General features: G+C 45.0%; 23 protein-coding genes. 10 read left to right on the top strand and 13 right to left on the bottom strand.

The window, feature by feature from the left end:
- Window positions 1-18 precede the first annotated feature (18 nt).
- Genes sufC through IPJ71_09965 form a run of 3 tightly spaced genes read right to left on the bottom strand, consistent with a single transcriptional unit; the run spans window position 19 to window position 2,720 of the window.
- Window positions 19-768, bottom strand: a complete 750-nt coding sequence (gene sufC, locus IPJ71_09975; GenBank protein ID MBK7844010.1) for a Fe-S cluster assembly ATPase SufC — start codon at window positions 766-768, stop codon at window positions 19-21.
- 17 nt (window positions 769-785) lie between these two features.
- On the bottom strand, window positions 786-2,231 hold the full coding sequence (gene sufB / locus IPJ71_09970; GenBank protein MBK7844009.1) for a Fe-S cluster assembly protein SufB: 1,446 nt from the start codon (window positions 2,229-2,231) through the stop codon (window positions 786-788).
- Window positions 2,232-2,288: 57 nt separating this feature from the next.
- On the bottom strand, window positions 2,289-2,720 hold the full coding sequence (locus IPJ71_09965; protein ID MBK7844008.1) for an Rrf2 family transcriptional regulator: 432 nt from the start codon (window positions 2,718-2,720) through the stop codon (window positions 2,289-2,291).
- Between the two features lie 202 nt (window positions 2,721-2,922).
- On the opposite strand from IPJ71_09965, the gene IPJ71_09960 reads away from it, so the two are divergent.
- The 7 genes from IPJ71_09960 (at window position 2,923) to IPJ71_09930 (ending at window position 9,759) form a co-directional block, all read left to right on the top strand.
- A complete protein-coding gene (locus tag IPJ71_09960) occupies window positions 2,923-3,165 on the top strand; it encodes a hypothetical protein (GenBank protein MBK7844007.1) in 243 nt (80 codons plus the stop codon).
- 29 nt (window positions 3,166-3,194) lie between these two features.
- Window positions 3,195-3,848 carry a hypothetical protein gene (locus IPJ71_09955; GenBank protein MBK7844006.1) on the top strand — a complete coding sequence of 218 codons (654 nt, stop codon included), beginning with the start codon at window positions 3,195-3,197 and terminating at the stop codon, window positions 3,846-3,848.
- 92 nt (window positions 3,849-3,940) lie between these two features.
- Complete coding sequence (tolQ, locus tag IPJ71_09950; protein MBK7844005.1) at window positions 3,941-4,678, top strand: protein TolQ; 738 nt, start codon at window positions 3,941-3,943, stop codon at window positions 4,676-4,678.
- 11 nt (window positions 4,679-4,689) lie between these two features.
- Window positions 4,690-5,100 carry a protein TolR gene (gene tolR / locus IPJ71_09945; GenBank protein ID MBK7844004.1) on the top strand — a complete coding sequence of 137 codons (411 nt, stop codon included), beginning with the start codon at window positions 4,690-4,692 and terminating at the stop codon, window positions 5,098-5,100.
- Window positions 5,101-5,118: 18 nt separating this feature from the next.
- Complete coding sequence (locus IPJ71_09940) at window positions 5,119-5,859, top strand: TonB family protein (protein MBK7844003.1); 741 nt, start codon at window positions 5,119-5,121, stop codon at window positions 5,857-5,859.
- Between the two features lie 13 nt (window positions 5,860-5,872).
- Entirely contained in the window at window positions 5,873-7,297 is a 1,425-nt protein-coding gene (locus tag IPJ71_09935) for a PD40 domain-containing protein (GenBank protein ID MBK7844002.1), read from the top strand.
- Entirely contained in the window at window positions 7,294-9,759 is a 2,466-nt protein-coding gene (locus IPJ71_09930; GenBank protein ID MBK7844001.1) for a glutamine-synthetase adenylyltransferase, read from the top strand. The genes IPJ71_09935 and IPJ71_09930 overlap by 4 nt, the downstream gene beginning before the upstream one ends.
- Window positions 9,760-9,873: 114 nt before the next feature.
- On the opposite strand, the gene IPJ71_09925 is transcribed toward IPJ71_09930, so the two are convergent.
- A complete protein-coding gene (locus IPJ71_09925) occupies window positions 9,874-10,137 on the bottom strand; it encodes a hypothetical protein (GenBank protein MBK7844000.1) in 264 nt (87 codons plus the stop codon).
- A 129-nt stretch (window positions 10,138-10,266) separates the two neighbouring features.
- On the opposite strand from IPJ71_09925, the gene IPJ71_09920 reads away from it, so the two are divergent.
- Window positions 10,267-10,815, top strand: a complete 549-nt coding sequence (locus IPJ71_09920; protein ID MBK7843999.1) for a peptidylprolyl isomerase — start codon at window positions 10,267-10,269, stop codon at window positions 10,813-10,815.
- A 143-nt stretch (window positions 10,816-10,958) separates the two neighbouring features.
- Here the strand turns inward: IPJ71_09920 and IPJ71_09915 are convergent, their stop codons facing one another.
- From IPJ71_09915 to IPJ71_09890, 6 genes are all read right to left on the bottom strand, one after another.
- A complete protein-coding gene (locus IPJ71_09915) occupies window positions 10,959-11,819 on the bottom strand; it encodes a hypothetical protein (protein ID MBK7843998.1) in 861 nt (286 codons plus the stop codon).
- A gap of 145 nt (window positions 11,820-11,964) precedes the next feature.
- Window positions 11,965-16,152 carry a hypothetical protein gene (locus IPJ71_09910; protein MBK7843997.1) on the bottom strand — a complete coding sequence of 1,396 codons (4,188 nt, stop codon included), beginning with the start codon at window positions 16,150-16,152 and terminating at the stop codon, window positions 11,965-11,967.
- A 334-nt stretch (window positions 16,153-16,486) separates the two neighbouring features.
- On the bottom strand, window positions 16,487-17,158 hold the full coding sequence (locus IPJ71_09905; protein ID MBK7843996.1) for an OmpA family protein: 672 nt from the start codon (window positions 17,156-17,158) through the stop codon (window positions 16,487-16,489).
- Between the two features lie 76 nt (window positions 17,159-17,234).
- Window positions 17,235-18,005, bottom strand: a complete 771-nt coding sequence (locus tag IPJ71_09900; GenBank protein ID MBK7843995.1) for a flagellar motor protein — start codon at window positions 18,003-18,005, stop codon at window positions 17,235-17,237.
- Between the two features lie 6 nt (window positions 18,006-18,011).
- Window positions 18,012-18,260 carry a flagellar FlbD family protein gene (locus IPJ71_09895; protein ID MBK7843994.1) on the bottom strand — a complete coding sequence of 83 codons (249 nt, stop codon included), beginning with the start codon at window positions 18,258-18,260 and terminating at the stop codon, window positions 18,012-18,014.
- 20 nt (window positions 18,261-18,280) lie between these two features.
- Window positions 18,281-18,748, bottom strand: coding sequence for a cyclic nucleotide-binding domain-containing protein (locus IPJ71_09890; GenBank protein ID MBK7843993.1), 468 nt, complete (start codon window positions 18,746-18,748; stop codon window positions 18,281-18,283).
- 134 nt (window positions 18,749-18,882) lie between these two features.
- On the opposite strand from IPJ71_09890, the gene IPJ71_09885 reads away from it, so the two are divergent.
- A complete protein-coding gene (locus tag IPJ71_09885; GenBank protein MBK7843992.1) occupies window positions 18,883-19,863 on the top strand; it encodes an NAD-dependent epimerase/dehydratase family protein in 981 nt (326 codons plus the stop codon).
- A gap of 55 nt (window positions 19,864-19,918) precedes the next feature.
- Window positions 19,919-20,734: a transglycosylase domain-containing protein gene (locus IPJ71_09880; protein MBK7843991.1), complete on the top strand. Its 816-nt coding sequence runs from the start codon at window positions 19,919-19,921 to the stop codon at window positions 20,732-20,734.
- On the opposite strand, the gene IPJ71_09875 is transcribed toward IPJ71_09880, so the two are convergent.
- From IPJ71_09875 to dusB, 3 genes are all read right to left on the bottom strand, one after another.
- Window positions 20,731-21,534: an ABC transporter permease gene (locus IPJ71_09875; GenBank protein ID MBK7843990.1), complete on the bottom strand. Its 804-nt coding sequence runs from the start codon at window positions 21,532-21,534 to the stop codon at window positions 20,731-20,733. The genes IPJ71_09880 and IPJ71_09875 overlap by 4 nt on opposite strands.
- A 2-nt stretch (window positions 21,535-21,536) precedes the next feature.
- Entirely contained in the window at window positions 21,537-22,463 is a 927-nt protein-coding gene (locus IPJ71_09870) for an ABC transporter ATP-binding protein (GenBank protein MBK7843989.1), read from the bottom strand.
- Window positions 22,464-22,719: 256 nt separating this feature from the next.
- Entirely contained in the window at window positions 22,720-23,739 is a 1,020-nt protein-coding gene (gene dusB / locus IPJ71_09865) for a tRNA dihydrouridine synthase DusB (GenBank protein ID MBK7843988.1), read from the bottom strand.
- Window positions 23,740-23,766: the final 27 nt, after the last annotated feature.

The raw sequence follows: 23,766 nt of genomic DNA, 5'->3' as shown, positions 1-23,766 counted from the left end.
AAATCCTTTCAAAGGATACTAAATCAGCCAATCGTATCCACGTTTTTCTAATTCCAAAGCCAGATCCTTCTTCCCAGATTTGACAACACTTCCATCAATCAAAACGTGTATAAAATCAGGAACAATAAAATCAAGAAGTCTTTGGTAGTGGGTGATCATCAGTATGGCGTTTGATTTTTTCCTCAGATGATTAACCCCACTGGCTACAATTTTCAAAGAATCAATGTCAAGGCCAGAATCAGTTTCATCTAGAACGGAGAGCCGAGGAGATAAAACAGCCATCTGCAAGATCTCGTTTCGCTTCTTTTCTCCTCCTGAGAAGCCCTCGTTTACCGAACGTTTAAGAAACTCTGTATTCATTTTGACGATTTCTGCTTTTTCCTCCAGAAATTTCTCAAAATCAGACTCGCTCATTTCTGGAATGCCCTGATGTTTGCAAACGGCATTGAAGGCGGCTCTCAGGAACACCAGGTTGGATACTCCTGAAATTTCAACGGGGTATTGAAAAGCTAAAAAAATCCCTTCCCGGGCCCGTTGATCTGGTGTCATTTCAAAGATATTTTTCCACTTCATATTAACTTCGTACTCAATCGATCCGCCCGTTATTTTATAGGAGGGATGGCCAGCTATCACTTTGGATAGGGTACTTTTTCCTGAACCATTTGGCCCCATGATGGCGTGAACTTCGCCAGCATTGATTTCTAGGTTGAGACCCTTCAGAACGGGTTTTCCGTTGACTTCAACGCTGAGATTTTTGATCTTCAACATAGCTTTTCCAATCTCCTCTATCCAATGCTATTCTCGAGCTTCATTTCGATAAGTTTTACCGCTTCGACAGAAAATTCCAGGGGTAATTGTTTAAAGACTTCTTTGCAAAAGCCATTTACGAGGAGGGATATAGAGGCTTCCAAGTCAAGACCCCTCGACTGCAGATAAAACAATTGATCTTCGCTAATTCTAGAGGTTGAAGCCTCGTGTTCAACAACAGCCGACTTATTTTGAATTTCCAAGGAGGGGAAGGTATGAGCTGAACTCTTATCTCCGACTAACATTGAGTCGCATTGAGAATAGTTTCGAGCTCCTTCAGCAGAGGGAAGAATTTTTACGAGGCCGCGGTAGCTATTCGTCGAACGATCTACCGAAATCCCCTTTGATAGAATGGTGCTTTTAGTGTTCTTTCCAATGTGGATCATTTTTGTGCCAGTGTAAGCGATCATGTGGTCATGGGTCAGGGCGACCGAATAAAAAGCGCCGACCGAGTTGTCACCTTGAAGAATCACGCTCGGATATTTCCATGTTATGGCTGAGCCTGCTTCGACCTGGGTCCAACTGATTTTAGAATTTCGACCCACGCACTTTCCTCGTTTGGTGACAAAATTATAAATACCTCCTCGACCCTCTTTATCTCCAGTATACCAATTTTGCACGGTGGAATATTTTATTTCAGAATCAGCTAAGGCAACCAGTTCAACAACGGCTGCATGCAATTGATTGGTGTCACGCATCGGGGCCGTGCAACCCTCGAGATAGTTAACGAAGCTTCCCGGCTCTGCGATAATAAGTGTGCGCTCAAATTGGCCGGTTTCCTCAGAATTAATGCGAAAATAGGTAGACAGATCTATGGGGCAGCGCACACCCTCTGGAATATAACAAAAGGATCCATCTGTGAATACAGCCGCATTGAGGGCAGCAAAAAAATTGTCAGTGTGGGGAACCACAGAACCAAAATATTTTTTCACGAGATCTTCGTGAGAGTGGAGAGCTTCAGAGATGGAGCAAAATACGACCCCGTACCGGGCTAGGGCTTCTTTGTGTGTGGTTCCGATAGACACTGAATCAAACACAGCGTCAACAGCGACTCCTGAAATCCGCTTCTGCTCTTGCAAGGGAATTCCCAATCTTTCGAATGTGCGCAGCAGTTCTGGATCGAGATCGTCAAGATTTTTAACCTTATCTTTTGTAGATTTGGGAGCTGAATAATAGCTGGTTTTCTGATAGTCAATTGGTGGATAATTAAAATGTCCCCAATGGGGCTCAGTCATGCTGAGCCAGTGTTGATAGGCTTTGAGTCGATACTGGAGCATCCAGTCGGGTTCTTTTTTTTTCTCAGAAATAATACGAATGGTATCTTCGTTTAGACCATTGGGAATTCTGTCTACATCTACAGAGGTAGAGAAACCGTACTTATACTCACGGACTTCGTTTGCTTCATTTGCTTTTACCTGGTTCATCCAGTTCTCCAACTAGGTCTCAAATATGGCACCAGTAATAGAGTCATTTACTGGATCTCATGAAGTCGGATCCGGTTCTTTGTCTTGGACCTTAAGAATTTCAGAAAGGGGTAATTTTTTGTAAAATTCTACCAATCTTGCATTTAGCTCAGCCATGGGTGATTTGACATTGCAGGTGTCCTTTTGCAGACAAGTTTCAATTCCGTTTATGCATTTAACAATTCCCAAAGGTCCCAGGATCAGTTCAACGAGTTCATAAAAAGATATCTTTGAGAGATCTCGAATGATGAAATAGCCTCCCTGAGATCCCTGTTCGGACCTGAGAATGCCTTTTTGTGTCATTAATTGCATAACTCTAGCTGTTGCGTCAAAAGGGCACTTGGTTGCCTCAACAACTTCTTTCGCAGTGGTGAGTGCTCCCGGAGATTTGCTGAACATATATTTAAGGGCCATGAGGGCATACACAACTTTACGGTTGAGTTTATTCATTGATCTATTTCCTAACCATCGAGGTAGATTGTCCGTTTATCATTTAGAAATGGCGCAAATTTACCAGGACGGAGAAATGAAAGCTAACCGAAAACGACACTTTAAGCAATTTAATATACGTCTTTTTTTAACTTATATAGACGCCACAATCACAGATTCTTTTTTTAATGACAAAATCAAGTAATTTCAGTAGGTTAAGAATATGATGTCAGCTTTTTCAAGACTCTTTATCATTGGTATGGGTGTTATTTCTTTTCTCGTGTTGCTCTTGTTTGGTCTGCGATATGTGGGTTTACAGCGGGAATTTGAGGCCTACGATCATCCGCTTTTGAAGGAGAAGCATCAGTTCTGGATTGTTGCAAAAGGGGAGGAGGAGAGACTGACCCTTCATACACCGAACAAGCAATCACAGAAAGCATCAAACTGGGATCCCTTGTTGGAATAGAACTTCCTCTGCATCGTTCAAGTGATGGAGTGTGGTTTGTGTTTCCTGGCCATCGGCTTGAAGAGATGACCAATGGACAGGGAACTCCAGAAATCTTGAGATGGAACCAAATGTCATATTTGGATGCAGGTTTTAATACCCAATGGCCTGATAGGCGACCCGATGAATTTCGTGGTAAGGGAATTAGACTTTTAACTCTTAAGCGAGCTGCAGAGATAACGAAGGGACGTCTTCTTTTACTCACTTTTTTTGATCCAAATGCCACATATGTTCAAGAAGTCGTGACACTCATCAACTCTCTTGATCTTGGAGAAAGGGTGATCATTCGCAGCCCATTCACCAAATTTGTTCGGGAGATGAAGAAGATAGAACCTCTGTGGCTGTATGGTTCGGACTCGCCTGGAATCAGTCGAGCCATGATATTCGATAACTTAAGAATTGAAACGCTGATTTCTTTTCAGGAGGATGTCATCGTTTCTCCGATGTCTATGAATAATTCGCTTGTGTTTACGCCGACACTGACTCTAGAAATCCAACGCCAGAAGAAATCTCTGATTTTGGAGCTGGAAGACGACCCCTTTTCCAACAATTTTTTTCCCGAATGGATAGAGGGAGCTTTGAAGGGAGTTTTGACTTCTCGCCCAAATTGGGCCTTGAAGAAATTTCGTCCCGCCGCACCATAGATCAGTAAACAGAAAGAAAAAGATATCTGAATTGGACTTAATGAGTCCATTCTGGTTGCAGACAACTCAATCTCCCGCTAGCTTATCTTTCTATGAATCAAGCGTGGGCAGCAGCGAATCAGGCAGTATCTGTTTCCGTAAATGTTGGCGTCTGGGAGGCGATTTGGTCGGCAAGTCTTGTCGTGCAATTAACGCTGTTATCACTTGTCCTACTTTCTATTTTTTGTTGGGCCGTTGTTCTTGCAAAACGAAGACAGATCAGCCGATTGCATCGGGCCAACGCTCCCTTTTTGGAGTTTTTTTGGAAGGCAAACTCCCTTGATGATATTTTCGACGCGATGAAAGATCATCAGGAAAGCAGTCTTGCCCGCGTTTTTAAAAGTGGATACTTGGAGTTACGAAAAATTGCCGATTCAAATCTGGTTTGCAGGAAGTCAGAGAACGATAAGGCTCCTTTGTTAACTGGGAGTGATAATCTGGAGAGAGCACTGCGCAAGGCCTCAGATGAAGAAATTGCTGCAATGGAATTTCGCTTGACGCTCTTGGCGACGACTGGGAGCACGGCCCCCTTTATTGGATTGTTTGGGACCGTATGGGGAATAATGGGAGCCTTTCAGAAAATAGGAGCGACAAAGGTCGCAAGTCTTGCTGTCGTTGCTCCTGGAATATCAGAGGCCTTGATTGCGACTGCTGTGGGATTAGCTGCCGCCATTCCTGCGACCATAGCCTACAATCATTTTTTAACAGAAGTGCGCAAGATGGATTTGGAAATGAGCAGCTTTGCTTCGGATCTATTGAATATTGCCAAGCGTAATTTTTTTCAGGGGTAAGTAAAGTGGGAATGTCGTCCACGTCCGGGGGCGGACGCACGGTCCTCAGTGAGATCAACGTTACGCCCCTTGTTGATGTCATGTTGGTCCTATTGATTATTTTTATGGTCACCGCCCCTATGATGAATCAGGGCCTCGAAGTTGAACTTCCAGAAACAAAAGCGAGCGGTGTCGAAACAACTGAGGAGCCAATGACCCTAGTTATCAAGAAAAGTCAAAAACTCTTTTTGGGCGAGTCGCAGATTCCAATGGAGGGACTTGGAAAAAAATTGGCAGCTATCATGGAAACTCGAAAAAATAAGCAAATATATATCCAAGCGGATCGTCAGGTTGATTACGGTTATGTTGCCGAAGCCATGGGAGAAATTCGGGCCGCTGGAATCTACAGCATAGGGTTAATCACCTTACCAAAGGCCAAGTAATTTGTGGTTGTGCAAGACTTGTCTCCGGAAAATGATTCATTTGCGAAGTTAATTGGAACCTCATTCCTTTTTCACCTTGGGTTTTTGCTTTTCTTTACTGTTAAGTCGCTGGTCTTTCCCACTGAGACGGTTGTCGTCAGGGAAGCGATTCGGGTGGACATTGTCGGATTGCCGGACAAAATTGAAACCAGAAACGAAATTCAGTCTATGCCATTTTCGGACAAGGACTTAAGCAAACGAACAAGTATTCCAGAAAATAGCGATTTACCGATGGCTGCAAAAGAGGCACCTAAGGTGGATCTCAAGAGGGCAAAGGTGGACCAATCCAAGGCTATTGCGAAGTTAAATGCCTTGAGTTCGATCGAAAAGCTCGCGAAGGAAATGAAAGAGGTAGCTGTGACGGGGGGATCCTCACCACGAAAGGAATTCAAGGGAAATGTTCTGAGTGCGGGAGAAGGCTTAGTTGGTCTCGATGCGCTTGATCACAATAGTTACTTTGCGAGTCTCAAGAGGCAGGTTCAAAAATTCTTTGTCCTCCCTCAGTGGTTGGCGGAATCGACATTGAGGGCGCAGGCCTTGGTAAAAATTGATGAACGCGGATATGTTGTGAGTCGAGAGCTACTTAAATCCAGTGGTGATGCCGCTTTTGACGCAAAAGTTTTTGAGGCCATAGATGCCGCGTCACCATTTCCTCCTCCTCCTCCAAGACTTGTTAATGTGATCGCTTTGAACGGAATGTTATTTAACTTTCCAGATTGAACTGAGGTTGGCTATGTCATCAGATATCCTTTTGAGAGTCGCATTTCTTTTTTCTCTTTTTTTGCTTCCCATACGGAGTTCTTCATGGGCAGAGGGAGCAAATGGTATTTACATTGACGTTGGGCAGGCGACGGTGAAGCGTAGCTTAATTGCCTTACCACCTCTTCAATTTTTTAGCTCAGATAAAACCAGTAGCAAGAATCTTGAAATAGGTCGGGAAATTTTTAATGTGATTTATAATGACTTGCTGGTATCGAATTACTTCACTTTTATTCGTCAGGAAGCCTTTTTGGAAGATACGGCTAAGGTAGGAATGAAGCCGGCTCCGGGTGAGCCAAATGGCTTCAATTTTCAGAACTGGCGCTCGATTGGAACGGAATTCTTGATTCGTTCAGGATACAAAATAACTGAAACCAAACTTACTGTTGAGACCTATGTGTATCACATCCCCCAGGCGAAGTTGATTCTGGGGAAAATCTATGAAGGCACAACAGACTCCGCAAGAAAAATTGGCCACAAATTTTGCAATGATTTGATTCAGGTGCTCACAGGAAAGGAAGGGATTTTTCTCACACAGGTTGTCGCGGCCGCGAGCGAGAACAAAAACTTAGTTAAAGAAATATATACGATGGACTGGGATGGAGCAAATTTAAAAAGGGTATCAAACCACAAGTCTGTAGCGATTTCTCCGGCTTGGTCACCAGATCGAAAACAAATTGCCTACACTGCTTTTGCTTACCACGCCAAAGCCAAGTCCCGAAATGCAGATATGTTTCTCTATGAGGTAGACACCGGCAAGCGGTGGCTGTTGTCCTATCGCAAGGGGATAAATTCTGGAGCGGCTTTTATGCCATCTGGACAGTCTTTGCTACTGACACTTTCGCAGTCCGGTAATCCAGACATTTTTGAAATGTCCATCGACGGAAAAAATTTGCGCGAAATCACCAATGGGCCCAACCGCGCCATGAATGTTGAGCCGGCTCCTTCGCCCGATGGGAAAAGAATCGCTTTTTCTTCTGATCGCAGTGGCAGTCCCATGATCTATATCATGGACACCAATGGCAAGAATGTTCAGAGAATGACATTCGCTGGCAGGTACAATGCCAGTCCGAGCTGGTCTCCGGACGGGAAACTATTGGCCTTCGCTGGCACGGACCGCTCCAGGGATGATCCAAAATTTTCTTATTTTGATATCTTTGTTGTGAACGTGGAGACAAAGCAACTCACCCGAATCACATCAGCCACAAAGCCCAACGGTAAACCTGCCGACAACGAAGATCCTTCATTTTCTGCCGATGGACGTCACATTATGTTTGTTTCCAACCGAACCGGCAAAAATCAAATATACATCGCGAGTCCTGATGGGGCCAATGAGCGTCGTATCACGGTCGACAATAATTCTTACTATAAGCCCAAATGGTCCGGTCTTACAAAGTGAAGGAGATTCAGGTTCCAGAGCTTTCCTTTTACTCTGAGTTGGACTGGGCAGAGGTCTCGCGAGGTAGTTCAGCGGTAGCTCTCTATAAGTCATGGCTTGACCGGACCGATGCCGATTCTGAAATGGCAAAGTTAAGACTTGATCGTCACCGCGCTTGGCTGCGAGCAGCTCTTGCAACTTTTTTTGATTCTGCAGCAACGTCACATATCGTTGAGTTCTGGAGTGATTCAGCTGACAAATTGATCTCAGAGGCATGGCGCGCCTGTGGCCTTGGACATCTTCCGGTTGCTTTGATTGCCCTGGGTAAGTTGGGTGCTGAAGAGTTAAATCTAAGCTCAGACGTTGATCTGATGGTTATTTCTGAAATTGGCCCAACCGTTGAAATAGATCGAGCGCTTCGGAAGTTTCGGACCCTTTTGGCTGAGAACACAGATTTTGGTTTTGTCTTGAGATTGGATTTTGATCTTAGGCCTGGCGGCCGCTTTGGGCCAATAGTCTCATCTCTTCCTCAGGTTGAGGATTATTATTGGTCTCAAGGAGAAACCTGGGAACGCCTTGCATTGGTAAGGGCCAGGATCCTGCAAGGTCCACCTAAATTCTGTGATGCCATAATGGATATTTTTGTGAGATTTTGTTATCGTAAGTTTTTGGATTACACTCTCCTGGACGACCTTAAACAGCTACGATCGAGAATACATCAACATTATCAATCGACGAATAAAAACGAATTTAACATCAAACTTGGGGTGGGTGGAATTCGTGACATAGAACTGTTTGTCCATGCTCTGCAAGTTATTCATGGCGGACGTGATCGTTCAATCCGAACTTCATCCACAGCGAGGGCCTTATCGGCACTGAGAGACAAAAAAATACTGCCGGACAATGAAGTGGAGTTGCTGGATTCAAGTTATTGGTTATTTCGGCACCTTGAACACATGGTTCAACTGGGAAGTGACCGACAGTCGCATTTACTTGATTTCAGTTCTCCGCCTATCGGTCGCAGATTTGCGAATCAAGATCTGGTGCAAATCAAGGTAGGTTTGGTGAATCAAACTGTGACGACTTTATTGGGATCAGCAGAGAGCTCCAAAGAAACTTTGCCTCCAACAGAACCCTTGCAAAGAAAGTGGCTTTCTGATCTGGGATTTTCCGATGATTGTGTGGATTCGCTGTGGGCAGATTTGGTTAATCAAAGGGCTCGATCGATGAAGCTTGAGCGAGATGAATCAGCACGCCGCAAGTTTCTTTACGATTACGTCCAGGAAATTGGACGCAATGGAGTCGACAAAGAACTGGCGCTCTCTTTGCTTTTGGATTTCACACAATCTATACGGGCTAAAGCAACTTTTTTTAGTCTATTTGTTCGTGAGCCTCGGCTGGTACGAGATCTGGCTCGCCTGTTCTCATCTTCCCCTTATCTCGGAAGAATTTTGGCTTCTCGTCCTGAATTAATCGATAGTTTTTTGTTTCGCACTCAGGAGCGGTTTTCTGGGGATCTTGAGATAAAGCTGGAAGAGATGGCCGAACACAGATTGCTAACTGAAATTATTGCAGCCAACCAGTTCTTGATTGATAGGGATAGCACTGCTCTTTGTCAGAATCTGAGTGCTTGCGCAGACTACATTTGCTCTGAATTGCTTCAGCACCTAGATAGTCGGCCAGACTCCGAAAGGATTCATTTGGTTGCTATGGGAAAATGGGGAGGGATGGAGCTTGGTTTTCGTTCTGATTTGGATCTGCTCTTTGTATCTAAATCGAGACCTGATGGCAATGACCACAAAGTGGCCAAGCGTTTCATCCATCGACTCAATGATTTTCATAAAGGTGGCAAAATCTATTCGATCGATTTAAGGCTGAGACCCTCAGGTCAAGCGGGTCCTTTGATAGTGAGTCAGAGTAGATTGGAGAACTTCCTTAAAAACGAAGCCTTGCATTGGGAGAGACAGGCCTACCTAAGAGCGCGTCCCTTGTCAGGCCTTGAGGTTCCTTTTGCAGAAATCTGCTCTTCAAGAGGACTTTCTGAATCTGATCTTCGAGAACTAAAGAGGATTAGGACCAAATTGATTGCAGTTCCTACTTCGGACGTCACAGATCTCAAGCTTTCTGCAGGAGGGCTTATTGATATTGAGTTGGCTATTCAGGCAAGGATTCTATTTGAGAGAATCGTTCCGTCGGGACCAAGTATGAATGAGATGATGGAGGCAATTAGGGGTGGGCTGAAGAGCGAGGTGGGAGATTTGACCTTACTTCATCGAAATTATTTGGACCTTAGGGCAATGGAGCAAATGGCGCAATTGTCCTTCAACCATAGCGGCAGCCAGATAATCCGGAAAAGCCAGGAATCTAGAAGGCTCGCCTGTTTATTGAAGAAGGATGAAGAGGATATGCACCAACGTCTGGCTCAAATAATGAAACAAAGTACTGAAATTATTAAAGATATTGACCCAGCAGGGGCGATTTAATAGGATTTTTGTATCAAAGGGAGGAAGTGCATCATGCAGAGGGCGGCTCTCCTGAATTTACTTTTTTTCGTTTTGGTATCAACCTACGTCTCTCATTTTGCCTTTGCTCAGGATTCAAACGGTCCTTCGCAATCGCAGGGGGATAATCAGCAGCAGACCCAACAACAGCAGCAGCAGCAGCAGCAAGAGCGCCAACAGCAGCAACAGCAACTGCAACTGCAGCAACAGCAACTGCAACTGCAGCAACAGGCGCAACAACAACAGCAGCAACCCCAACAGCCAGGGCAGCAACCCCAACAGCCAGGGCAGCAACTGCAACAACAACAACTGCAGCAACCTCGACAGCCAGGGCAGCAACCTCAACAGCCAGGGCAGCAACCTCAACAGCCAGGGCAGTCTAGTGCTGGCACTTCTTCGAGTCCAAGAGGGAGCCTACTTGAGCAGAGAAATGGTCAAGCGGCTGCCCTAGAAAGGGAGACACGAAACAAGGTCAAAGCGATCAAGGCCATGAAAGGGATAAGCGCGGTTCTTGAAACGAGCCTTGGGAACATTAAGATCCGACTGTTTAATCGTCGTGTTCCTAAAACCGTTTATAATTTCGTGAGTCTTGCAGAAGGAACCCAAGCATTTCGTGAGAATTCAACCAAGGAAATGAAAACGGCTCCCTTCTATGATGGATTGACTTTTCACAGGGTTGTTCCAAAATATGTTATCCAAACGGGAGATCCCCTTGGTACGGGTCGAGGGGGGCCGGGGTATAAATTTGAAGACGAACCTCATCCGGCCCTCAGGCATAAAAAGGCCGGGATTGTATCAATGGCCAACTTTGGACCAAACACAAATGGTAGCCAGTTTTTTATCACCCTAAAGGCAATGCCAGATCTCGACTTTGACAGCGCTCAGAATGTTTTCAAGAAACGTGGGAACACCATTTTTGGGGAGGTCACCGAAGGCATGGAGGTGGTGAGAAAGATTTCCGAAGTCCCTCGTGACAACTTTGATAAACCTTTGGAAGCGGTTGTTTTAAAAAGAGTCATCATCCATCGCCAACCTTGATAGAGTTCAATAACTCATGAAAAGAAGAGAACGGGGATAGAAATAAAAAAGCCACCTTGTCTCCAAAGTGGCTTTTCAAATTCGCACTCTTTGCTCACCCATTTTTTGATGCGTTCTCGCAACAAAAGAGAGGGATAATTAAATTAAAGTACGCAAGCGTCTTCAAATTCCTTAACCGCCTTTTCTGCAGCCTCACGACCAAGATTTCCTCCGAGAGCAGCTACCAGATCTGCTCCAAGAACAACACCAGCTAAGAGATTCGTTTTCTCAATGTAACCCTTGAGAGAAGCAAGTGCCTCGGGACCATTAGTTTTGGCTATATCAGCTGATTCCCTCAATACTGTCTCCACTTGGTTCCCCGCAAAGATACCAGCCACAGCAATATCACGCAGCCGCTGCTCCAGCTTCGGGTCTTCCAAGGGATTGACAGTTGCCGCAGTCTTTGCAATAGCATCGAACTCCTTCAAAGCATTAATGAAGGCTTGACCAGCATTATCCACCATCAATTCAGCATCACGCAGAAAATCTTCTGAAATATAGTCGATCTTTTTCTCTGCTACTTGGGCTCTCAAGTTATCCAAAAATGCTTTCGCATTTACTATTTGTGCACTCATTTTTGAAACTGATACAGGCGTGGCCGTTTTCGAGAAAGCCATTGAAGGGAGATTATTGAAAGTTCCAGCGAAGTTCTGAGGAATTTCGCCTTTCAAATTACGAATATAGGCAAATTGCTTAAACTGACTGAAAGGATTATTTGGCGACTGCGCTCCTTGTGGGTTTGTAGCAGCAGTTTTAAGAGTGAGTCCTCTTTGTCCATTTCTCGCAGCGGGAGCCTGTCCAGGGTTACCTTGAAGAAGTTCTGTAGCTTTAGGACGCTCCAGGCCTTTACCTGAAGTTTCACCACCACCTTTGCGGGCTGATTCAAGTGCCCTCTGGGCATAAGAACTGCTGGCTACAGCTACAGCCAAGCCTAGCACTGTCATTTTAACTGATTTATTTGTCATTTATATCCCTCACTTCATAGTGTTTATAATTATTATCTTTCATAACGTAAATTCAATCACGATCCTTAGCCTCATATGCCCCGCAGGCCCCCTGCAGCCTAAATACGCATTCTCCGACATCTGGGCTGCAATCATAATGCCATTCTCATTGAAACTTAACATCATCAACTATTTTTTTGTAGGTGGCCAATTCAGTGGTCACCGCTATCATTTTTACAAAAACCGCGTGGATAAAAAGCCTCTCATCTTCAGTCAAATTTTCCCAGGGAGGCGTCGATAATTGACTCTGCTCACCCTCGTAGGCCGCAAATTGCGGAGTTCCCTTTTTGGCGTCAAGGTACTTCTCCGCCAGTTCCTTCAGCCTGAGTTGTCGGTATTGCCATTCACCATAGGGAAAGGCATCCTCATCTGGGTCTATAAAGTCCACAGTGCCTTCTACGGCCCTCAAAAGCGCCTGTAGATTAGCATCCACCGGCACACCCAATTTCAGCTCTAAAGATAAGATATTCATCATCAGCCACTTTTTAGCCATCTCTAGGTGGTCGGTTCTCACTGTTCCGTTCTGATCAGGCTTGTATTTCATTAACATTTCTAGGCTCGTTAGTATCCACTCTCGATTCTTAATAAAAATATTTTCAGCCTTTTTTAACATTTCTTCATTATTATAGCGTTTATCGCGAGAAAACATTTCTCTAAAGAGGGGCTTTATCAGGTGATCCAGATAAAGTTCAAACTCGAGTCGTACGGCAGAAACGATGGGCAGATACTTGTAGCGTCCCACGTGGCAGTTTTCTAGCTCTTGGCGCTTCAGGTATCGCGGCGGATCCATGTGGAGGAAGCCGTTCTTTGATTTGAAGTTTTGAACGTCCTGCTGGGGAGAAGGGCTATTTGGCTGCAGTTCAGCTGAATACATCAAATCAGCCATGCCTCCATGGGGACTATTTTTGGTATCATCGAACTGGCAGTCCTGAAAGGCTCCAGGTTGATCCAGATATTCTCTGTACCCGTAGATCGCAGGCAAGAACCGTTCGCGGATCATTTTTTTATAGTTGGCGCCGGCGATATCAATGGCATTATTAAAGTGGCGCTCAACATGATTTCCCCACCACTTATCAAAGGATGTTTGTGGAGCTTCTTCGCCCTCATTGGGTGGCTTTCGAGGTCCATCTGCTTTGTCGAGCACATTGTCATAGAGAGTATTTGCTACCAACTCGGAGAGGGAAGAAAATTTCTTTCCGTCATCATCGTACCACCTGTATTCGTCAAATGTGCGGGGGACTGGGAGGTGGCTGTTAGGTGTACTTTTGTACTGAGGTTTACATCTTGTGGTAAAGTCGTCTGTCAGGCGAGGTGGGTAGAAGTCCATTTTAAAACCAAAGGGATCGCTCACACTCGATTTTGGACGCTCTCCAAAAGTGAGCTCCCAGCCTCGATCAGAAGTGTTGCTTTTGATTCCGGGCATAATTCGGGATAACCAACTCTGGCGCTCAGTCAGATCCACACCGCAGGCCATGTTGATTAAAAGGTAGCTGGCAATATTGGGCGCGGGAATGCCGTGGGCTTCCTTTGGATAATTGTCCTTTGCGTCCAGCTTGATTAATGCCTCTGTCGCGCCCTGGAGATAGGCCTCAGAATTGGAGACTGAACCGGGGAGCGTATTGCCGAAGCGCCTTCTAAGCTCAGAAAAATAACAGAGAGGAGGAATGTCAGCCCCGTCAAGTTTGTCGGTCAGTGCTTCACGGAAAGCTTGGGAGTCCTTCAATGCCTGTTCGTTTTCGGGACTGCCCGTCTTTTTAAGGTCGCGCTTAACTCGCTCTATATCAAAATTCAGCTCTTGCATCACTTCAGTGGCAGCGTCACCACGAAGTGCATTGAACTGGGCAATGCAATATTCATCATAATGTTGGGAAAGATCCCAGATTTGTTTCAAGGCCGCCTTATTTTCCTTGGCATTTGCAGATCGCAGTCCCTTTTCAATGTACTTTAAGTTCGACACTAAGTTTGTTATTCGGGGGTCATTTTCGGGTTTTTTGGCCGCTGGATCGGAGGCCTTATCCGGACTTTCTAAATTGGAACTATAAAATTTCAAAATGCTTGATTGACCTTCTGGAGTTTCAAGTTTGGAAATCCAGTGACCGAGGACTTCTGCTTGAACAGAAACGTTCCGTTCCTGAGCCGCCCTCATCTGAGTGATCGACAGATTCCCGTCATCAAACACAAAAAGTGCTTTGTCGTCCTCTGTTCTTGACTCAGGATTGTCTACAATTCCTTTCATGCCGGCATAAGGGTTGGTATCACCAAAGAGAATACTGGACTGGTAATTCGCCTTATCAACGAAATCCTGATAAAAGAGCCGGGTATCCTGATATCTGTTGACCAGGTGGACCGTTTGTTCAACCCAAGCGACATAGGAGGCGTTCATCTTCTGAAGAATAAGCTCACGCCAGCTTTTCTGATCGTCAGCATAATTATCTAAAGACTGAAAAATGGTTCCATCGTAACACTTTGGACCGGTGGGCGTATCGAGGAGCCGACTAGGACGAGAACGATCCGGTTTCCATTGCTGGAAGAGGTTTCCGCAGGATTCCACGTCGTACTTTCTGGTGATGACTCCTCCCGCCTGAGAAAGGCTCTGAAATTCACTGAGAAGTTGCTTTTCAGAATTATCGGCCTCAGTCGACAAGTCCCAACTATAGTAAGGCTTCATGATAAGTGACTCGACAACTCGATCCCAAGCCATGAAAACGACCAAATGCATTCCACGTCCTGCCCAGCCCAAAATCTTCAAGCCGGGATGTGGAGCCGCCGTTGAGACGCCGGCTGCCGCAGCTCCTCCCATTTCAATGCCTGTTACAATGATCTGATTAGCCGCGCGAGCAACAGGAGGAGCGATGAGTTTAAGAGTTGAATAGGTCTGTTTGGCTTTGCCAGCAGCTGAGCTAGCATTTTTGAGTGCCTTGATACCCTTCACAGTAGAATTCAAAGCGTAGGAGGTCGCTGAGGATGCTGCGGCAGCGGCTATCACTCTCATCGTAGAGCCGAGATATTTGTAGGCCATTTTGTTGCGTATCCATTGATTGTAGGCGAGATCGCAGTTTTGAACGTGTTGGGCCTGTTCCATCGGCGAGGCAAAGTTATTTGGATTCGACATGTATCCCAAATAACAATTTTTAATTGATGTGTAACTATCTGCGATCAGTTCTGAGATCAAAGATCCGCCGGCCAGTGCAAAGTAATTCATGAGGGGTCTTGCAAGAGCTTGGGTTTGAATTGAAACTCCGTATCTCTTCATTGCAATGTCCATCGCTCGTCCTGTTACCCGGGCCCCTGCCATGAATGTAAATAAATTAAATAGCTCACCGAAATCGAGCAGAGTGTCCTTGCTGAAATACATGCCCATGGAGTCCTGCAGGCCGTGAGGATTTTCATTAGGTGAAAAGAGTTGGGTTCCGAGTGAGACGACGTTTGCTGCCACATAAAAAAGGGCTGTTTCGACAGGAAAGACCCGAGCTGTGTCTGTTACAGCTTTTACAACTTCGCTTGGTCGGAATTGCAGAAGATGATCGCTATTTGGCAAAAGTAATTGGGCTGGAATTTTCTCACCATCTTTTCCTTCGAATTCATAAAGAAGGTAGTCGTCAATTTTCCCAGTTTTGTCATTTAGGACTTGGATTTTTTCAGGCTTTGCTCTGGCCAGTTTAAGTGGATCGGCATTTCGATACAAAACTTCATAGATCATGGGTTTTAGTGAGTTGTTGTAGATTTCGCCGTAATAGCCACGCCAAGCGGGATTACGAGCGTAACGAACAACTTTTTTGAGGTCTTTCAAGAGCTCAATCGAAGAGGGGTCCAATCTTCCATCTTGTCTCAATTTCGGATCGAGACCGAGCACGCGAATCAAGTATTCTAGAGCTAAATCCAAATCCTTTTTTCTGACGGTTCCGGCTTCAAATTGAGCTCTTGTTATCGGGCGCCTTGGCGCTGCCAATTGTTCGAGTGAGCGGACAATCAATTCAATGCTAAGTACTGAGACTCCATCCAAATTAGCGGGCTGAAAGTTTAAACCTTTGAGAAAATGACCGAGCCCGACGTCTAGAAGGACATCGAAACGGTCGGTATTCCCTAAACCCGGACCCGACGACCTATCGGCACGTTCGGTATTTTCTGAACCCGGACGAGACCCCTCAGCAGGTTCGGCTATTATTAAATCCCGACCAGTACCCTTGGGACGTCCGGATATTACTAAATCCCGACCAGTATTATTAGCGAGGGCTTTGGTGTTTAAATTACCCGAGAACTCAAAGACTAAGAAAATAATACTTAAAAAGTGCATGATATGTCTCATGTTGGCGATGTTCTGCAACAACGGTGCCTGTCCCTTCGGTTATTTCCTTAGTCAGAACCCAAAAAGAGGCCACATAAAAGCCATAGAAGAGAACAGTTTCAGAGTTCTTCAATTTTCGGCGGTGACAATTGTCGGCAAACTACCAGGACGGCACTGCAGTGACCATAACTTTGTCAGATTGAGGCCTAATGAGAATATATTAAGTGTACTTTTTAGGTCTTTCATAATTGCGGGTTATAGCCAACCAAAAAAATCGATATGTGAGTGGGAGGATATGGTTCTAAGTTAGCGCTCAATAATATCTGGTTCAAATGTTTGAAGGTTAAAACAGATTGTCATTGGTGAGGATCACAATTTCGAGTCTTTGATTGTCGGGATAATTTGCTTTGTCGGATTCAGAAAAAAGTGGTCGCTCTGATCCGTAGCTCACAGCTGCAAGACGTTCGGATGGATAATTATAACGGCGAACGAGGTAACGAATAAAACTCGTGGCACGCCCCGAAGCATATTCCCATTGACTTGGGAAGGAAGAGTTCGGCACAGGACCCTTATTTGTGTGGGATTCAATGACTAACTTTCTTCCGGTTCCTTTTAGGTAGGAGCAAAGGGCATCGAGGGGCTCTAAAGCTTCAGCGCGAAATTTTAATGAATCTTTAGCAAAGAGAGCGCTTGCCTTCAGAGTAATCCGGACTCCTGATTCTATGGCTGCGATGTCCAGAATGAGCCCTTTGCCCTTTCCCTTTGTCAATGTTTCTTCGATGAACAGTTCAGTTTGCTCAAGAGTTTCGCGTGTTTTGTTGTTGCTGTCGGTTTGGTAGGTCTTTATCGGCTGGTCGATGGGAGAATTTTCTTTGATACCTTGATTCACCTCGGCCCCTGAACCTCCTGCGGCGCCGAATTGAATAAGATATTTTTTGATTGATTCCTGAAACTCCTGACTCTTTTCTTTGTTGATGTCACTGGTCGCGTAAAGAACAGCAAAAAAGGCAAACATGAGCGTGATGAAATCAGCGTAGGAGACAAGCCACCGGTCTTGGCTTTCAAATTCGTCTCTTTCGGATCTTTTTTTCTCATAGACGAGTCATTTTATCTGTGTTTTTGAGGGTGTAGGATCTAATTTTTTCCTCGATAATAAAGGGATTTAAACCCGTTAGGATGGCGACAGCTCCGTCGATAATCATTTGCTTGAGCTCGATTTGCCGAAGTACTTTGCGTCGAATTTTGTTGGCAATAGGTATGAATATCAAATTCGCAGAACCTACCCCATAAATAGTGGCGACAAATGCCACCGCTATACCTTGCCCTAAAGCACTGGTGTCAGTGAGATTTGCCATCACCTGAATCAAGCCTAAAATAGCTCCAATAATGCCAATGGTAGGGGCAAATCCTCCAGCATCAGACCACACTTTTGCTCCGGCAAACTTTCTCGCCTCCTCGATCTCAAGATCTCGTTCAAAAATATCTTTCAAGACAGCTGGATCTGTCCCATCAATCATGAACCGAAAAACATTCTTCATGTAATTGTTATTGAATTTGGGTAATCGGTTCTCAACCGCCAAAATAGATTCTCTGCGCGCCAGCTGGGCCGAAAATACAATTTCCTTTGCGACGCTTTGAAGTTCTTCTGTATTGTCAGGCTTAAAGGCCTCCAGCAAAAGCATGAGGCCAGAGGAGACATCGTCAAGAGTATTGGCGACCAGAGTTGCCCCGAGAGTTCCTCCGAATACAATCAGAGCCGCTGCCAGCTGGAGCAGGGATGATGTTTGGCCCCCCTCCATGGCATTGCCGAGGACAATTCCACCAATGCCAACAAGGAGACCGAGAAGTGTGAGTAAATCCATGAGTATCTATTCCTGCATTTCGGTTTGGTCAGTTGAAAAAGTGGAAGGCAGCAGTGAAAAATCACCTATTTCCCTCTGAAAACAAGCTCTTTTGAAGTTTATAATATGATTTTTAATCGTCTCAATTGATTCCGACACAGGTAATTTTCTATTATCGTTGAACGTGATGACAGTGTCTGGAGTGGCTTCGATGTGCAGAATAAGATCGGAATTAATATGGAGTGGAGCCCCGTTTAGTCGATGTACAATGATCATTTGGAATCCCTCATGGCTTTTTAAAAGTGACTGAGATTCTTTTCGCGCGCAAAACCAAGGTCGTTCGTCGTAATCCGCAATCGCCCAGCTAGAAAATGTGCCAATTCACGATAGAACGTCACTGCGATAATAGGGTTGGCATCCATCAAAACTTTGAGACTGTTATAAGGGACTTCTACGATTGTTGTTTTTTCAATGGCGACGGCAGTCGCGGATCTCTTTTCGCCATCAAGAAAAGCCATTTCGCCAAAGTGGCTTCCTGTACCCAAGGTTGCGACCTCCATGCCTTCTCCTGATTGGGTTTTCTGGAGGATGCGAACTGATCCGTATTTGATAAAATAGGCCGCTCGCGCCACGTCCCCTTCGGTGAAGATTTTGTCTTGCGGAGGGTAAACGCGGATCTGTGAAATAGAGCTTATCAGTTCCACCTGTTCAGGATTGAGTTCTTTAAAAAGGTAGGCATTTTGTAAAACATTCTTTTCTGCCATCTTGAATTCCTTCTCTTACTAATTATGTGATTTCAGATTATCAATAATCTGCAACTCGGTCCAAACAAGGTGATATCAACTTTAAAATCATGGACTTTAGATGGATGAGACTGGACTTAGGGAGAAGCATAGAGATGAAAGCTTTGATAACCGGAGCAACGGGATTTGTGGGAACTTGGTTGACCCGAGATCTTTGTCGGAGGGGTCTTGAAGTGCGCATTCTATTCAGGGGGAGTGAGCTTCCACTTGAATTCAAGAGTTTGCCAATTGAAGTGGCTCATGGAGATATCACTTCAATCGAAAGCCTGGAAAGAGCCGTTAGGGGAGTGAATTTGGTTTTTCATTTGGCTGGGCTTGTTGGTTATTCTCGATCGATGCGGAGCGCAATGGAGCGAGTCAACGTTCAGGGAACGGCAAATATCTTACGGGCGGCCCAGGCAGAGGAGGGAATAAGATTGCTGCACATGAGTTCAGTGACGGCAATTGGCGCGAGTTTTGATCGAATTCCCTTAAACGAGAATTCGCAATTCAATTTGTCACATCTCGATTTGGGTTATTTTGAAACCAAGCGAGAAGCAGAATCACTGGTAAAGATGGCAGTTGAGGACGGGAGAGTGGACGCAGTTATTGTGAATCCCTCGACGATTTATGGCGCAGGAGATGCTCTCAAGGGCAGTCGCGGGACGCAAATCAAGGTAGCGAAAGGGATATTCCCCTATTATACTGGCGGGGGGGTCAATGTCATAGCCGTTGAGGATCTGATACCGTCCCTGTGGGCGGCTGTTACCAAGGGACGAACGGGAGAACGGTACATTTTGAGTGGTGACAATCTGTTGATTAAAGATCTCTTTGGCATCATAGCGGATGAGGCGGGGGTTCGAGCTCCCCATATTTTCCTGCCAAATGTGCTTGTGCATGGGATTGGAAAGATTGGAGATATTTTAGAAAAATTTGGAATGAAAGGACCTTTAAACTCTGAAACAGCCTGGACATCAACTCTCTTTCACTGGTTTGATTCGAGCAAAGCTAGAAATGAGCTTGGGCTGAAGACGAGACCTGCGAGGGAAGCGATTTCTCAAAGTATCAGGTGGATGAAAGTACAACATGTTATTTAATAAACTAAGGCGTACGGTTGCTATCATATCAATTCCATTTCTTTTTCTTTTAGGAATGGCAATATTATTAGGTTTTCTTCTGGCAACTTTACCAGATGTGGGGGAGTTGCGAAATTGTTTAACCACTTCGATGAATCGAGTAGAGCTTTGCTCTAAGAGTCAATCCTATGTTCGCCTGGCAAATATTTCTCCTTTGGTTATCGATGCCGTTCTTGCTTCGGAGGATGCCTCATTTTTTAGTCACGATGGATTTGACTGGTTTGAAATTAGGGAAAGTTTTGAGACGAACGTAAAAAGGGGGAGAATTGCTCGCGGAGGATCCACCATTACCCAACAGTTGGTAAAAAACGTGTTTCTCGATAAAGAGAAAAGTTTTATTCGAAAAATTCGTGAAGCTTTGTTGACGAAGGAAGTTGAAAAGAAATTTTCTAAACAAGATATTTTGGAGAAATATCTCAATGTTGTCGAGTTTGGTCCCAACATTTTTGGAATCAAGGCGGCAACGCAGTACTATTTCCAGAAATTACCCTCACAGGCAAATCTTCTTGAGGCTTCGTTTTTGGCGTTTTTGCTTCCTAACCCAAAGGGCCATCATGTCTACTTTAAGAAGGGAAATCTAACAGATTACGCACGCAAGCGAATTCTTGGTATTTGTACGCGACTTTACCGATTTAAAAAAATTTCGAGCGCCGATTGGGAAATCGCGAGCTTTAGATTGATGGATTTTCCTTGGAAGGGCTTAATATGGGAAAAGACAGAAATGATGGATACTGTTGACGAGATATTAAAGGATGAGACGGGAAATTCGGACTTTGAAATCCCAGTCATTGAAGAGGAAATGCCAGCAAATGATTCTGAAATTCAAAATTAGTGGAATATCTGCTTTGTGAGCCGATGAGTTGCCCAGTTGGATAGTAAGAATCCAATTACAAAAAGAATTCCAAGATTGAGAAAAATAATAGAGGGCATTTCTCCCGTGAGGAGTGCTCGAGTCGCCATCACGGCGTGAGTGAGAGGGAGAAGATAGGCGAGATTTTGGATAAAGGGGGGAAGATGTTCAAGGGGGAAATAGGTACCGCAAAACAATGACATCGGAATCATGAACCCTGACTGCGCATAAATAAACCAATCATAGGTTTTCGCATAAGATGTGAGAAGTAGTCCGAAAGATGAGGATACCCAGCACAAGAGAGCAGCCACAAACAAGGCTGGCAGAACTAGCCATGTGTCGACCAGTCCCTGCGTAGCACCCACGGCGGCCACAATTGTGGAACTCAGAAATCCCTTTGAGGTCGCCCACAAAATCTCTCCCAAGACAATTTCGGCAGGCTCAATGGGAGCCAACAAGATGACTTGGTAGGTCTTTTGTGTTGTCAGTTTGGAAAAACCACCATAGGAACCCTCCAGAAAAGAGACGAACATTCCGGAGGATGCGAGGAGGGCCGGGAAGAAGAACTTTACAAAGGGGGTCCCATCGACCTCCTCAACGAAAAACCCCAATCCGTAGCCAATTGCTAAAAGATAAATGAGCGGCTCAAAGGCAATCCAGAAAATTGAAACAAGAATGCTATATCTGAAGCAAATGAGATTTCGATGCCAAACAGCAAGGGCTCCCATGCTCCAGTTCGGAATGGTAAGTAGATTATTTGTGTGTCTTCCTCCAAATTTCATTCTCACCTGTCTTTCGGTAATTCATACCCAGCAATCCTTAGAAAAACGTCTTCTAGAGAGGCCTTTCTAACGACGATATTATTACTTTCAATGTCGGGAATAACGGTTCTGCCGCTTTGTCCGGGTTTAATAAACAAACGAAGTCTTTGATTCATGACCTGATATTCGAATTTGTCCCTTACTTTTCTTAGAAAATACTCCATTTCGTCCATCGGAATGTAAAACTCAATCACCTCAACTCCAACGTATTTGTGAATGAGTGTGAGAGGAGGTCCTTCACAAAGAATTTTTCCCTTGTCAATGATCATGACTCGATCGCACAAATCTTCGGCTTCTTCCAATTGGTCTGTAGACAAGAGAATCACTTTGCCTTGGCCTTTCAATTGGCCAATAATTTCTGAAATCCATCGTTTTTCCTGCATGTCTAGCCCCTGAGTGGGCTCGTCCAAAAAGACAACTTTTGGACTGTTGATAAGAGAGCGCGCGAGAGCCAGGCGACGCTGCATTCCTATTTTTAGAGATTCAACCAGCCGGCCGTCAAACTCTTCCAAGTGCACGAATCGCAACAGTTCACGTGCCTTTGTGCGGGCCTGCCTCTGAGGTATGCCGAAGTAGCGAGAGTGGACGAGCAAATTATCCAGAACACTGAACTCGTTATCCAGAGAATTGGCCTCTGGAAGCACGCCAATCTGGCTTTTGATTTTGCGAGCATTGGTTTTTACATCTAATCCAAAAACGAAGAGCTCTCCCGAAGTAATGGGGGAATTGCAATACATCATTTTCATCGCTGAGGTCTTTCCTGCTCCTTTTGGACCAAGAATACCGAAACACTCTCCTTCTCGGATCTGAAGATTCATACCGTTAACTGCGGTGTTGTTATTATGAGAAAATCTTTTGACTAGGTTGCGTGCTTCTATGACCACCGCCATCGATAAATCCTGCTCTCTTCCTTCGGCTTTGAATAGGTAAATTCATTTTCTCACATCCGGAGAAAACGGCAATGGATTCTATGCTAGAGTATGAGTTGATCCCAAGTCTTGAACGGAATTAGAATCGGATGGGATGGGATGGGATGGGATGGGATGGGATGGGATGGGATGGGATGGGATGGGATGATGTGAGGTGAGGTCTAGGGTCCAGTACTTCTGTCGAATTTTAATGTGAATACATCTAAGAGAGAAAGGTCTAGCCATGACCGCCCATCAGAAAAGCTTCTTCACCCGTATCCGCCTGCACCAATTCTTTTACAGAATCAAAATAGAGCCCAATGCGATCTTTTAATTCAACTTTCTCTTTGCTTGAGAATAATTCTCGTCGAAACCGACTGGAATCTGGATAGCCCGCAGAAAACCATCCAGCTAGTTTCTTCAATTGAAGGAGGACGATCCTTTCGGGAAAATGAGATTCCAAGTGAGCGCATAAATTTTGAAAAATTAAACCAAAATCTCGGTCGATAGGTTGTGATTCGCCTCGAAAGAGAGAAGCTGCTTCACGGAAAATCCAGGGATTCTTCAGGCATCCCCTTCCGATCATCACAGCATCGCAGCGTGAGGATTGGAGCCTTGCGACAGCGGTACTTGCAGAAGTGAGGTCACCGTTTCCAATAACAGGAAGGGAACTCATTCTTTTGACATCAGAGATATATTCCCAGTCGGCCTTGCCCGAATAGCCAGCGGATCGAGTTCGTCCGTGTATTGTGACCCAGGTGATTCCTTCTTCGCTTGCGATGCGCACAACTTCGGCCGAGTTTCGATTCTTTTCATCCCATCCTGTGCGAATTTTTATGGTGACGGGGATACTGACGGCTTTCTTGACTGCAGCCAAAATTCTTGAGAGATGATTCAGGTCCCGAAGGACACCAGATCCAGCTCCCTTATTGACAACTTTAGGAACGGGACAACCAAAGTTAAGATCGACAAAATCCACTCCCAAGCTCTCTGTTAACTTCGCGGCCTCGGCCAAATGTCCAATATTTTCACCAAATAGTTGGATTCCAACGGGCCTTTGAGACTCTTCAAACTTCATGAGTTGTCCGGTTCTGGTGCTTTCATAATGAAGCCCGTTGGCCGAGACCAATTCGGTGATGACGGCTCCGCAACCCATTTCTCTCATAAAGGAACGAAAGGCGCAGTCAGTAATCCCGGCCATTGGTGCAAGGAGGAATGGATTATCTTGCAGATATTTGAGGAGGCTTGTTTCAGTCATGAAAAAAAGTTGCTTGAACCTTAAAAA

This window comes from Bdellovibrionales bacterium, assembly GCA_016714165.1.
Lineage (GTDB): Bacteria > Bdellovibrionota > Bdellovibrionia > Bdellovibrionales > UBA1609 > JADJVA01.
This window is presented reverse-complemented; position numbering and strand designations above follow the sequence as displayed.

Bases quoted from the DNA above. Each gene is read 5' to 3' on its own strand.
- IPJ71_09965 (MBK7844008.1), bottom strand. From the start codon at position 2,720: ATGAATAAACTCAACCGTAAAGTTGTGTATGCCCTCATGGCCCTTAAA.
- IPJ71_09905 (MBK7843996.1), bottom strand. From the start codon at position 17,158: ATGTTTGCCTTTTTTGCTGTTCTTTACGCGACCAGTGACATCAACAAA.
- IPJ71_09960 (MBK7844007.1), top strand. From the start codon at position 2,923: ATGATGTCAGCTTTTTCAAGACTCTTTATCATTGGTATGGGTGTTATT.
- IPJ71_09895 (MBK7843994.1), bottom strand. From the start codon at position 18,260: ATGATCATTGTACATCGACTAAACGGGGCTCCACTCCATATTAATTCC.
- sufC (MBK7844010.1), bottom strand. From the start codon at position 768: ATGTTGAAGATCAAAAATCTCAGCGTTGAAGTCAACGGAAAACCCGTT.
- IPJ71_09890 (MBK7843993.1), bottom strand. From the start codon at position 18,748: ATGGCAGAAAAGAATGTTTTACAAAATGCCTACCTTTTTAAAGAACTC.
- IPJ71_09900 (MBK7843995.1), bottom strand. From the start codon at position 18,005: ATGGATTTACTCACACTTCTCGGTCTCCTTGTTGGCATTGGTGGAATT.
- dusB (MBK7843988.1), bottom strand. From the start codon at position 23,739: ATGACTGAAACAAGCCTCCTCAAATATCTGCAAGATAATCCATTCCTC.
- IPJ71_09915 (MBK7843998.1), bottom strand. From the start codon at position 11,819: ATGACAAATAAATCAGTTAAAATGACAGTGCTAGGCTTGGCTGTAGCT.
- IPJ71_09880 (MBK7843991.1), top strand. From the start codon at position 19,919: ATGGCAATATTATTAGGTTTTCTTCTGGCAACTTTACCAGATGTGGGG.
- IPJ71_09935 (MBK7844002.1), top strand. From the start codon at position 5,873: ATGTCATCAGATATCCTTTTGAGAGTCGCATTTCTTTTTTCTCTTTTT.
- IPJ71_09885 (MBK7843992.1), top strand. From the start codon at position 18,883: ATGAAAGCTTTGATAACCGGAGCAACGGGATTTGTGGGAACTTGGTTG.
- tolR (MBK7844004.1), top strand. From the start codon at position 4,690: ATGTCGTCCACGTCCGGGGGCGGACGCACGGTCCTCAGTGAGATCAAC.
- IPJ71_09875 (MBK7843990.1), bottom strand. From the start codon at position 21,534: ATGAAATTTGGAGGAAGACACACAAATAATCTACTTACCATTCCGAAC.
- sufB (MBK7844009.1), bottom strand. From the start codon at position 2,231: ATGAACCAGGTAAAAGCAAATGAAGCAAACGAAGTCCGTGAGTATAAG.
- tolQ (MBK7844005.1), top strand. From the start codon at position 3,941: ATGAATCAAGCGTGGGCAGCAGCGAATCAGGCAGTATCTGTTTCCGTA.
- IPJ71_09870 (MBK7843989.1), bottom strand. From the start codon at position 22,463: ATGGCGGTGGTCATAGAAGCACGCAACCTAGTCAAAAGATTTTCTCAT.
- IPJ71_09910 (MBK7843997.1), bottom strand. From the start codon at position 16,152: ATGCACTTTTTAAGTATTATTTTCTTAGTCTTTGAGTTCTCGGGTAAT.
- IPJ71_09920 (MBK7843999.1), top strand. From the start codon at position 10,267: ATGAAAGGGATAAGCGCGGTTCTTGAAACGAGCCTTGGGAACATTAAG.